Source organism: Cryobacterium sp. Hb1, assembly GCF_004403585.1.
Classification (GTDB): Bacteria; Actinomycetota; Actinomycetes; order Actinomycetales; family Microbacteriaceae; genus Cryobacterium; species Cryobacterium lyxosi.
In genome coordinates, this window is record NZ_SOHI01000031.1 from 1 (window position 1) to 9,860 (window position 9,860).

Genomic DNA, 9,860 nt, shown 5'->3' on the forward strand with positions numbered 1-9,860 from the left:
GCAAATCAGCCCCGTCGACTTCGAACTGCAATACTCGTTAAAGACCGCGGAAGTTCAACTCGCCGCTTAACCCGTGTCCACTAACCGGGGGCAAGGCCATCGCTGCAGGCAACGAGTCTGGCTCCCGGCCGGCGACCCGGCGGAGAAAACTGCTCCGCCAGTCAGCGAACGATAGCGTGACGAACTCACATGGCGCACGCAAACAGATACTTTTCCTTCCAAAGTCGCACCTTGCCCCCCGCATGCGTGTAGCGAAAGGCGCGCCTCGACGATATTCCACAGCGTCATCCACCAGACCGTCAAACCCGTAGAAGAATCGGCCCGCAAGAAGAACCTTGTACGGGACGGCCTTATCGCGCTTTGAAGGAGCAGATCACAACAGTGCACGTCGCAGTCGTGCTTGCCATTCGAATACCTTGTGAAGTTCTAGATTCCGAAACAGCGGCATTGGGAGCGGGCCCTCGGACTGACTTGGTTCGAATAGTTAGGCTTGGACAAACAGGGATGGGGAAGAACTGGGATGCACGTAATTGGCTTGGGCGTTTCGTGCTCAATAGACCACACGTCTGAAGACTCGGTCTCTTTTTCGCTTCAAGAATTTGCGTGCCTTGGCGATTCCTCGCAAGTTGCCTTTCGGAGTGATCGCGGTTTTGGAATAAGTTACCGCCCTAAGGGCCGTCAGTGGCAGTTGGCGGAATCCGAGCTGCGGTATCACGTCTCGATGGCCTTGCTGCCCGATGAGGGAATCGTAGAGGATGCTGGAGAGCGGCTTCCTTGGCATGAATATTGTGAACTTCTGGAACGAATCGGGATAAGCGCATCGATCGAGATCTTGAAGAGTAGCCCTTATATTTTGCTTTTCTCTCCCGAAGTGCGGCGACTACTTGACCATGAGTAGTCGCGGGACGATCGTCCGGTCAGAAGGACACAATCTGGAAAGCAACTACGAGCGTTCCAGTGATGAATGGTGAACTGACGGCCGCCCTCGCGTCATCCGGCTGCTCAAAACTGCTCCCTAGACGCGCGCCCGCGATGAGGAACGCTCAACGGGCATTGTGAGTGCGGGTCCCGGGCCTACGGCCCATTGCGCTCCACGAGCGCGGCGCCGAGGCGCATGAGTTCCGAGCGCACGGATGCCGGCTCGAGAACGTCAATGTATTCACCCCATCCAGCGAGGCCACGTGCGAGCATGATTTCGGCCGGCGCACTGATTCGAACCCTGGCTCGATGGTCGTCGATCGCGGTGTCCTCCACTGCCAGCTCGCCGAACTGTTCACGCAGGAAGGGCAATATCGCGGTATTTGTGACCACGATCGTGGATGCGCTCTCGCGCTGCTGGTTCACGTTGCGTACGACGGTATCCCATGCCTCTGCGAGGTCGAAGTCGTCCGGGCGGTCGGCGGGATCTTCGGTTACGACTGCCCAGATGATCCGCTCGATGCGAAATGTTCGCTGGGCGCCATCCACGCCGCCGAGTAGGTACCACACCTCGTTCTTCTCGACCAGGCCCCACGGGTCGCAGAGTCTTTCGACCGGGTCGCGGTCCCAACCCCGGTACCTCAGGCGTACCTTCCGGCGCTGTATGACAGCGCCCTGGAGTTCGGTCACGAGTGATGGCTGTGCGCGGTGGGGCCGGCCCCACCGCGCGGGGTCAAGCACGACGGCCTCTGCCGCCGCTTCGGCATCCGTTCTAAAGCTGTCGGGAAGGGCGTGCACAAGCTTGCGGAGCGCCGACTTGGCCTCTGGGACTACGGACGCGGCTGGCCCGACCAGGAGGAAAAGCGCACGCGCCTCAGCCGATGTGAGCCCGCTCAGGTCGGTGCGAGCGCCGCCGAGTAGTTGCCACCCACCCCCACGGCCGACCTGTGGGTACACGGGAATTCCCGCAGCTGACAGCGCTTCGAGATCACGCCTCGCCGTAGCGACGGATGTCTCAAACTCAGCAGCTACTTCCTTCGCTGTCACGCGTCCCCGCGCCTGCATCAGCAGGAGTGTGGCGACGAGGCGATCTGCGCGCATGAAGCAATTGTCGCAAACAAAGTAGTCAGAAGGTGAGCACTTTACTGGTGGAGACTGGCATCACGTGAATCGGAAGGAAAATCACATGTTGCGAGGCTTTGCTACCGTCAGCTATTTCGCCGCCGATCTGGAGGCGGCACGCAAGTGGTACAGCGAGCTGCTGGGTATCGACGCGTACTTTCAGATGCCCGGCTATGTGGAGTTCAGGGTTGGCGACTATCAGCACGAGCTTGGAATCATTGACGCGTCGTACGCGCCGCCAGTGCCAGACGGGCCGGCCGGGGAGATCATTCAATGGCACGTGGACGACCTGCCGGGGTCATTCAAGAAGCTGCTGTCGATGGGGGCGACCGAATACCAACCGCCGACTGACCGCAGTGAAGGATTTGTGACGGCATCCGTCGTCGATCCTTTCGGCAATATCCTGGGGATTATGTGTAACCCGCACTATCTCGAGGTGCTCAAGAAGGTTTCCGGGAAATGAGCGAAGATGTCCTGTCGCGGTCTGTCGCTGAGAAGATGGGAATCAAAGAGGGCGCGCTGGCCCACTTCGTGAACGCCCCTGCGTCGACCCTGAAGGCCATCGGGCTTCCGGAGTTGGAGGTCAGTGAGGATCTCGAGGGTGACTTCGACTACATCCATTTCTTCAGCGTGACTCAATCCGAGATGCACGACATCTTTCCAACACTGAAGCTCCATCTGAAGCCTTCGGGCATGTTGTGGCTCTCCTGGCCGAAGGCGCGGAAGCTGGGCTCAGGTCTCAGTCTGCCGAAGGTCATTGAGATCGGATACAGTCACGGCCTCGTCGAGAGCACATGCCTGCGTCTTGACGACACGTGGGCAGGGCTGAAGTTCACGCACCCGAAGAACGGCAAGATCTACAACAACAGCTACGGGTCCCTGCCCAATCTCTGAGCCGGGTGCGCTGTTCTGCCCTCGGGTGGCCATGATTAGCGCGGCGCCCGTGCGCGTCATAACTCCATGATTGCGCCGCGCGACACTTGTAAATTGGTTCGAATGCAATGGCCGTCTGCCGAACCCCTAGCGGTCCGGAAAGACTGACAGTGCCTTGTCCCATTCGTCGGCCGCCGAGTCAAGGTCTGCAGCCGTCACTGCGACCTCGACCCAGAACTGGTCCCGGTCGTCGCTGCTCTGGCCAACAGGCTTGGTTTCAAGTGCAAAGTGCACCCTGACCGACGTCGACTCGTCCTTATAACTGTCAACGCTGAACGCAAGATTTGGTTCGGTGAATTCGAGCGACGGCACAACCCCGGCGTCTCCAATGACGCTTACGGGGATGCTTCCATCGGCCACGCTTCGCAGCCAGGTCGAAATTTGTTTCGCTTCGAACGTTGTCAGACACGGGACGGCAAATTGCCACTCCGTGTCAGGCGCAGATACGTCCCCGCTGATGACCAGCCAGTTGTCATCCCACTCATCGTCGGCAGGGTTCGCGAACTCATATCGAACAGGCTCCAACGTCACGGACGCTCTCGTGCCCAAACCCAGCTGCATGGATAAATCCTACCGACCGCAGGCCTCGCTGAAGAGTTCGCTCACCTTCGCAAACGTCCAGCCCCTCGGTCCCGCAAGCCGGACGGCGAGTGGGACACGCAAACGGTCGATCGGCGACTTTCATCCGTTTCCGTTTGGGGAACCCTCTGCGGGACGCATGGGAGTGTCGTCAACGCGTGCCGGCATCCAGGTCGTTCTCCGTGGTGAAGGTCGCGATCTCCCGACGGATTATCGAACAAGGCATATACGCGAGATATGTAACACTTTTTCGCCGGTCGGACATTATTAGTTATGACCTCCTTCGACGCAGACGCGAACGACGCACAGTTGTGGTCGCACGTCCGCGCGGGGGACGGTGAATCGTTCGGCTTGCTCTTCGACCGGCACCGCGACAGGGTTTTCAGATACAGTCTGAGGCTTGTTCGATCACATGTTGACGCCGAGGATGTGACCGCGATGGTATTCCTTGAAGCGTGGCGGCGACAATCACGAGTGCGGCTCGTCAACGGCTCGATTATTGCTTGGCTACTCGCAACTGCCACCAACGTTGCACGCAACCGCCTCCGGTCCGCAGTGCGATACCAACGAATGCTCAACAAAATTCCTCGACCGGAACCTGCCCCCGACCACAGCAATAGCGTTCTGGACGGGCTCGCGGTGGAGCCAGCACACAGGACAGTCCAAGAAGCCTTTCGCAGATTAAATCGCCGCGATCAAGAAATTCTCTCGCTTTGTGTCCTTGAAGAACTCTCAGCGCCAGACGTTGGTGAGCTTCTCGGCATCGCTCCTGGTGCCGTTCGAGCGCGCCTCATGCGCGCTAAACGGCGCCTCATACACACCCTCGACGTTGAATCTTTGAAAGAGCCCTTAGGAGAGACACGATGAATACCGACGATGAAAACCCTCCAGTTTTCGATGAGTCGCGAAGTGCCGCGCTTCGAGTAGTACTTGTAGACGTTGCAGAAATCGGCACAGAACAAAATCGTCGATTCCGAGTCGTGCAACGGGCATGGACCATCGTGCCGGCTTCCCTTTTGATACTCGGCCTAAGCGCTGGCACTTTTTTTGCGGTCCAGAACGTGACCGATAAGAACTCAGTGGCGTGCTTTGCTCGTGCCGAACTGGACTGGCGCGGGTCTTTCCCCGGAACGACCGCGGTGTCGCTCGTGGGCACGCGTGATGGTACTGATGGAGGGTCGGCACCCATTGCGGACGCTATCGGGTTTTGTTCCGACCTCTGGGCACAGCACTCACTGGACGCAAGCTACCCGAACGGAACTCCACCCGGACCCGGATATAACGATCGCACCTTTTCCCATCCCGTCCCCAGCCCCTTAACGGAGTGCGTAATGAAGAACGGGACAGCGGCCGTTATTCCAGGTGACCCGGACGTGTGCGGCAAACTGGGCCTCGCCTCAAAATCTCAATAGTTTGCTTGGCATCAGGGTCCCCGTGACGGAATCTTGATTCTCGTGAATTTTCCGAGGATTCACAACCAGTCAACCCACGACTCTTGGACAGGTCCCAGAAGGGGAACGTCTTGCACGCATTCAGTGGCCACATGCCGAAGGACCTGGCAGAGATCGAAATGGTCGTTGTTGGCGGCGAGAGCTCAGCGAAGTGAGCGTAAGTAGCTCCTGCGCACTATTCGCTGCGCGACTTTGAGCAGTGGATAGAGGGCTCGCCAGGGCTGCTGTGGTGCCGCCTGCGTCAACGATCGCACCGTGATGCGCACCTCCCCGCCGTGACGGTGCACGATAAACGCTTCCTCGCCGTTGACAGGGTGCCCAGGCAACGTTCGGTAGGCAAACCCGACCCGATCTGGATCCTGGACAACGTCCAAAACTTCGACCGGCTCAATGATGGTCATGTTGAAGAGCCGTGCTCTGACCACCACGTGATCACCGCGCGACACTGGACCGGGTGAGTCCACGGTAAAACCGCTCGCAGTCTTGACCCGCCAGCGGAGCACATCTCGAGCGGCGCGGTTCCAAACGGTGTCACCGTGTCCCACAACCGCCGACACTTCAGAGCGGATGAATCTGCGGTCGCTTTCTGGCCATCCGCGAAGCTCAGGGCTGGTCATGCGTGATCTCCTTCGCTCGCGAACCGTGCTCTCCACCGAAGTAACGAACTGCACGGCCACTGGAAGCGAGTACCGCTCTCATCAGAATAGAACGGCTGCCGCCTATCCTTACACCCCAGCCCGCCAGCTGGGGACGTCCCAGACAAACGCCCGTATCGGCAACCGCAAACGCTTTAGTAGGAGTAGTCAGTCGGGCGATGCGAAGAAGCTTGACGCCCACAGGTAAACAAGGCCGATCAGGGTGACAAAAGCTACGCCTGCAAGAATCAGCCATTCAATATTTGTTGTGTAGTCCGTGCCATCACTGGAGTCAATAAAAAATGCGCGATCCATGATCTGGTAGAAAACCACCCCGACCACCAACACACCCGCCCCGACCACACCCCATCCAGCGATGCTGTGGCCTGTTCGCCTCCGAACCATCAGAGTCGGCTACTCGGGTCAAAGTGCACGCCGACGGCGGTCCAGATCGGACGGCCAAGCCTGAAGGGGTGGATCCTGCGGTGCCGGGCAGACGGGCTCTTCGGTAGGACGGCAATCATCGTGGACTTGTGCCATAAAAGATCGTATCAACGGTGGACGCGGGTGTCCCAGCAGCCGGACCTCCAATGCGACGATTATTGCCCCGTTCACAGCAGAGCGGGATGGTTTCGCCATGGATGGATTACTAATTGGATACGCACGCGTTTCCACAGAGGAACAAGATCACACCGCCCAACAAAACGCCCTGGCACGACTGGGCGTTAGATCGTCACTGATCTACACCGATCATGGTCTGACCGGAACGAACCGGGCCCGGCCCGGCCTTCGCGAAGCGCTGGCCGCCTGCCGTCCTGGAGACACCCTCGTCGTCGCCAAACTCGACAGACTCGCACGCTCACTCAGGGATGCGAAAGACATCATTGACGAGCTGACGGCCAAAGACGTCAAGCTGAGTATCGGCGGAGCGGTGCATGATCCGAACGACCCGGTCGGGCGCCTCCTCTTCAACGTCCTGGCAATGGTCGCTGAATTCGAGTCGGACCTGATCCGCGCCAGAACTCGGGAAGGAATGCAGGTGGCTAAAGCGAAAGGACGTCTTCGCGGTAAACAGCCCAAACTGTCGGTGGCGCAGCAGAAACACTTGCTCGAAGTACACACCGCCGGCCTGCCGCATTCACCGGCGCCAGGCACACGTGTCGCCAATTGCGCGGACCACACGTGCCCGTAAGCCGAACCCTCAAAGGGACGCTGCTGTCGAAAATGAGCGAGCAGTTGGTGGCCATCGCGGGCGGTCACGTTGGCCGCCCGCGGTCAGATTGGCTATGGAAATGCCTGGCTGCAATAGTCAGGAGATGATCCAACGCACTCTTCAAACCAAACGGTTGACTCTTGTTCCCCCGGGAGAGGAACACCTCGAATTCGAGGTCACCCTGGACGCACGTCCCGACGTCATGCGTTACCTCGGTACTGGCGAGCCGCGGGAGCGTTTGGAAGTTGAGGAGCACCATCAAGAACGTATCGACGAAGCGCGAAACGGTCTCGGTTTCTGGGCGGGTTTTGTTGGTGCAGACTCCGTCGGTTGGTGGCTCCTCACGCTGGAGGACGATGATGAGCGAGGACAAGCAGAACTGGGGTATCGGCTGTTACCGGATTTCTGGCGCCAAGGATTGAGCGTGGCGTCGTGAACTGTCAGTGAGTCTTGGAGACGGCGCTCGGCAACGAGAAGCGGGTGCGGTCCGGGCTTTCGCCCCGACCACACCCGCTGACCATCTTCTAGGTCAGAAGCCGCTGACGTTGAGCCGTCCGCCGGTGACCGTCTTGCCGCTGAGGGAGGCCGTCGGGACGACCGAGCTCAGGATCGCGCTCTTGATCTGCGCCGCTGTCGCACCGGGGTGCGTGGAGGCGTAGAGGGCGGCCGCGCCCGTGACGTGTGGCGTGGCCATTGAGGTGCCGTTGTAGGACGAGTAGGTGTTGAAGGCGGTCGTCGACCAGACACCGACTCCGGGGGCGCCGAGGTCGACGGTCGTGGCGCCGTACTGGCTGAAGGACGCCAGCGCCCCATTGCGGTCGATGGCGGCGACTGCGATGACGTTGGCGACGTCGTAGTTGGACGGGTAGGACGCCGTCGTGTCGTTGTTCGTGCCGCTGTTGCCGGCGGCCGCGACGAACAGGATGTTTGCGGCGTTGGCGCGCGTGATGGCGTCGAGCAGGGTCTGGGAGAAGGCGCCGCCGCCCCAGCTGTTGTTGGTCGCCACGATGTTCAGGCCGTGGCGGGTCTTGAGGTCGGTGAAGTAGTCGACCGACTTGACCGCGGCGGCCAGGGATCCGCCCTGGCGGCCGAGGAACTTGCCGCTGATCAGGGTCACGTCCCAGTTCATGCCGGCTACGCCTTGCCCGTTGTTGGCCTTGGCGCCGATGGTCCCGGACACGTGCGTGCCGTGGTCGTCGAGCGAGCCGCTGGAGCCACCGTCATAGATGGTGTTGTCGCTGTTGGCGAAGTCCCAGCCGTTGACGTCGTCGACGTAGCCGTTGCCGTCGTTGTCCACGCCGTCCGCCGCGGTCTCGTAGGGGTTGGTCCAGACCTGCCCGGAGAGCTCGGGGTGGGTGTACTGGATGCCCTCGTCGATGATCCCGACGTAGACGCTCTTCGACCCCGTGTGGCCGGCGGTCCAGGCCTCGGCGGCCTGGCTGCCGTAGGCGTTGGCGGGGGTCGAGGCGTCGCCGTACATGCCCCAGAGGTCCTGGGAGGTATTGGTGCTGGTGAAGATGGGGTCGGTGGCGGTGGCCTGGTGGGTCAGGACGTAGTTCGGCTCGGCGTAGGCGACGGCAGGGTCACCCTTCAGCTGCGCGATCGCCTGGTTCAGGTTCTTGCCCTGCGGCAGACGGACGAGCTCGACCTCGGTGCGGTCGGCGGCGGCGGCGACGATGCGCTCGGCGAACCGTGCCGAGGCGTGCCCGCGAGCACGCTCGCGCTGGTCGGCGGAGGCGCCGGCCACGTAGCCGACGACGACCTCGCCGGGGACTGCGGCAGCAGCGGTACCGTTGGCTTGTGGGGCGGGAGCGGCCGAAGCGGGCGTGCTAAGGGCCAGTCCGGTCATGCCGATCAGGATCGCCGACGAGGCAGCCGCTGCGGTGAAGAGCTTGAGATGCATCTGTTCCAAAAATCCTTTAAGCATGAAAAGTCCTTTTCCTTGTGGGTAGTGGATTGCCAAGTAGTCACCAATGACTTTGCCCATATTGAGCGTTCAACACAGGGGCAATTGAAAGGTATGACTTGCCGCAGATGATCACACGTCGGCTCATGAGGGGACTGCGCTTCGCGGGCTGCTGTGATACAGCCCAATGTTCAGCCTTGGGGGTCAGTGGCACCGCCCTCTACTTCCTGCCGCGCCTCCACCTGATGCCCGAGCCCAGCCTCGCCGTCCTATCCGCCCTGGGCAGCGCGCCACCCAGATACGACTTCCCCGACCCGGTGAACCCTTGGAAGACGACGTTCTGCTGCCGGCCCACGAAGGGCAGGTGCCGAGCAGGGCCAGGAGCTGCCGGTTCAGGGTCGCACTCGTCGAGCAAGTCGATGCGGCGCAGGTCAGCGTTCGGGTAACGCAGCCCCGCCCGCCCAACACACTAACCTCACGACCCAACCGATGGGCGCCATGTTGGTCGCCCGCCTCGCCGCCCAACTCCAAAACATCGACCACACCCTGACCGAACTCGACAACCAGATCGCTAGCTTGTTCCAGCAACACGCTGACGCTGAAATCATCATCAGCATGCCCGGCTTTGGCCCCCTACTCGGCGCGATATTCCTCGCCGCGACCGGGGGCACCATGGACGCGTTCGATTCCGCAGACCGGCTCGCCACTGTCGCCGGCCTCGCGCCCGCACCCAGGGACTCCGGCCGCATCAGCGGCAACCTGCACCGGCCCCGCCGCTGCAACCGCCGCTTGCTCCGAACCTGCTATCTCGCGGCGCTCTCGAGCCTGAAGAACAGCCCCGCGTCACGGACCTTTTACGACCGCAAACGCCGTGAAGGCAAGAGCCACAAACAGGCCCTCCTTGCGCTCGCCCGCCGACGCATCAACGTCCTCTGGGCCATGCTCCGCGACCACACCACGTATCAGGAACGAGTCCCCCTCCCCACGCTCACAACTACTTGACAAAGACTGTGAGTCTTGGGGTGGCTGGTCCGGGACTGGCTGGCAGAGTTGGTGTTGGTCGCTCCACCGTGGTCGTGACTCATGACAAAACTGGCCCTCGC

Annotated in this window: 10 protein-coding genes and 1 pseudogene; 6 read left to right on the forward strand and 5 right to left on the reverse strand. The window is 60.9% G+C overall.

Features of this window, described 5'->3' with window-relative positions; genetic code table 11:
- Window positions 1-1,074 precede the first annotated feature (1,074 nt).
- Window positions 1,075-2,019 (reverse strand): YafY family protein, encoded by a 945-nt coding sequence (locus E3T38_RS13880; RefSeq protein ID WP_134548735.1) that lies wholly within the window; start codon window positions 2,017-2,019, stop codon window positions 1,075-1,077.
- Window positions 2,020-2,083: 64 nt separating this feature from the next.
- Between E3T38_RS13880 and E3T38_RS13885 the strand changes: the two genes are divergently transcribed.
- Together E3T38_RS13885 and E3T38_RS13890 are read left to right on the forward strand one after the other, a co-directional pair.
- Entirely contained in the window at window positions 2,084-2,503 is a 420-nt protein-coding gene (locus E3T38_RS13885) for a VOC family protein (RefSeq protein ID WP_241984489.1), read from the forward strand.
- Complete coding sequence (locus E3T38_RS13890; protein WP_241984490.1) at window positions 2,500-2,934, forward strand: hypothetical protein; 435 nt, start codon at window positions 2,500-2,502, stop codon at window positions 2,932-2,934. Before E3T38_RS13885 ends, E3T38_RS13890 begins: the two co-directional genes overlap by 4 nt.
- Before the next feature lie 126 nt (window positions 2,935-3,060).
- Here E3T38_RS13890 and E3T38_RS13895 read toward each other — a convergent pair whose 3' ends face one another.
- On the reverse strand, window positions 3,061-3,534 hold the full coding sequence (locus E3T38_RS13895; RefSeq protein ID WP_134548737.1) for a hypothetical protein: 474 nt from the start codon (window positions 3,532-3,534) through the stop codon (window positions 3,061-3,063).
- Window positions 3,535-3,825: 291 nt separating this feature from the next.
- Between E3T38_RS13895 and E3T38_RS13900 the strand changes: the two genes are divergently transcribed.
- Window positions 3,826-4,419 (forward strand): RNA polymerase sigma factor, encoded by a 594-nt coding sequence (locus E3T38_RS13900; RefSeq protein ID WP_134548738.1) that lies wholly within the window; start codon window positions 3,826-3,828, stop codon window positions 4,417-4,419.
- A gap of 727 nt (window positions 4,420-5,146) precedes the next feature.
- On the opposite strand, the gene E3T38_RS13905 is transcribed toward E3T38_RS13900, so the two are convergent.
- Both E3T38_RS13905 and E3T38_RS13910 read right to left on the reverse strand, forming a co-directional pair.
- Complete coding sequence (locus tag E3T38_RS13905; protein ID WP_134548739.1) at window positions 5,147-5,620, reverse strand: DUF1990 family protein; 474 nt, start codon at window positions 5,618-5,620, stop codon at window positions 5,147-5,149.
- A 186-nt stretch (window positions 5,621-5,806) separates the two neighbouring features.
- Window positions 5,807-6,001 (reverse strand): hypothetical protein, encoded by a 195-nt coding sequence (locus E3T38_RS13910; protein WP_134548740.1) that lies wholly within the window; start codon window positions 5,999-6,001, stop codon window positions 5,807-5,809.
- Window positions 6,002-6,275: 274 nt separating this feature from the next.
- Here E3T38_RS13910 and E3T38_RS13915 point away from each other — a divergent pair, with 274 nt between their 5' ends.
- Together E3T38_RS13915 and E3T38_RS13920 are read left to right on the forward strand one after the other, a co-directional pair.
- Window positions 6,276-6,830, forward strand: coding sequence for a recombinase family protein (locus E3T38_RS13915; protein WP_134548741.1), 555 nt, complete (start codon window positions 6,276-6,278; stop codon window positions 6,828-6,830).
- 124 nt (window positions 6,831-6,954) lie between these two features.
- Window positions 6,955-7,287 (forward strand): GNAT family N-acetyltransferase, encoded by a 333-nt coding sequence (locus E3T38_RS13920; protein ID WP_166805525.1) that lies wholly within the window; start codon window positions 6,955-6,957, stop codon window positions 7,285-7,287.
- Window positions 7,288-7,380: 93 nt separating this feature from the next.
- Here E3T38_RS13920 and E3T38_RS13925 read toward each other — a convergent pair whose 3' ends face one another.
- The gene (locus tag E3T38_RS13925) at window positions 7,381-8,778 is read right to left on the reverse strand and encodes a S8 family peptidase (protein ID WP_198417355.1); all 1,398 of its coding nucleotides are present in this window, start codon (window positions 8,776-8,778) and stop codon (window positions 7,381-7,383) included.
- A 567-nt stretch (window positions 8,779-9,345) separates the two neighbouring features.
- On the opposite strand from E3T38_RS13925, the pseudogene E3T38_RS13930 reads away from it, so the two are divergent.
- Window positions 9,346-9,759 (forward strand): annotated as a pseudogene (locus tag E3T38_RS13930) (transposase); the annotation flags it as partial.
- Between the last annotated feature and the right edge of the window lie 101 nt (window positions 9,760-9,860).

Excerpts from the sequence above, each read along its gene's own strand:
- E3T38_RS13905 (WP_134548739.1), bottom strand. The coding sequence starts at position 5,620 with ATGACCAGCCCTGAGCTTCGCGGATGGCCAGAAAGCGACCGCAGATTC.
- E3T38_RS13920 (WP_166805525.1), top strand. The coding sequence starts at position 6,955 with ATGATCCAACGCACTCTTCAAACCAAACGGTTGACTCTTGTTCCCCCG.
- E3T38_RS13895 (WP_134548737.1), bottom strand. The coding sequence starts at position 3,534 with ATGCAGCTGGGTTTGGGCACGAGAGCGTCCGTGACGTTGGAGCCTGTT.
- E3T38_RS13880 (WP_134548735.1), bottom strand. The coding sequence starts at position 2,019 with ATGCGCGCAGATCGCCTCGTCGCCACACTCCTGCTGATGCAGGCGCGG.
- E3T38_RS13915 (WP_134548741.1), top strand. The coding sequence starts at position 6,276 with ATGGATGGATTACTAATTGGATACGCACGCGTTTCCACAGAGGAACAA.
- E3T38_RS13890 (WP_241984490.1), top strand. The coding sequence starts at position 2,500 with ATGAGCGAAGATGTCCTGTCGCGGTCTGTCGCTGAGAAGATGGGAATC.
- E3T38_RS13925 (WP_198417355.1), bottom strand. The coding sequence starts at position 8,778 with ATGCTTAAAGGATTTTTGGAACAGATGCATCTCAAGCTCTTCACCGCA.
- E3T38_RS13900 (WP_134548738.1), top strand. The coding sequence starts at position 3,826 with ATGACCTCCTTCGACGCAGACGCGAACGACGCACAGTTGTGGTCGCAC.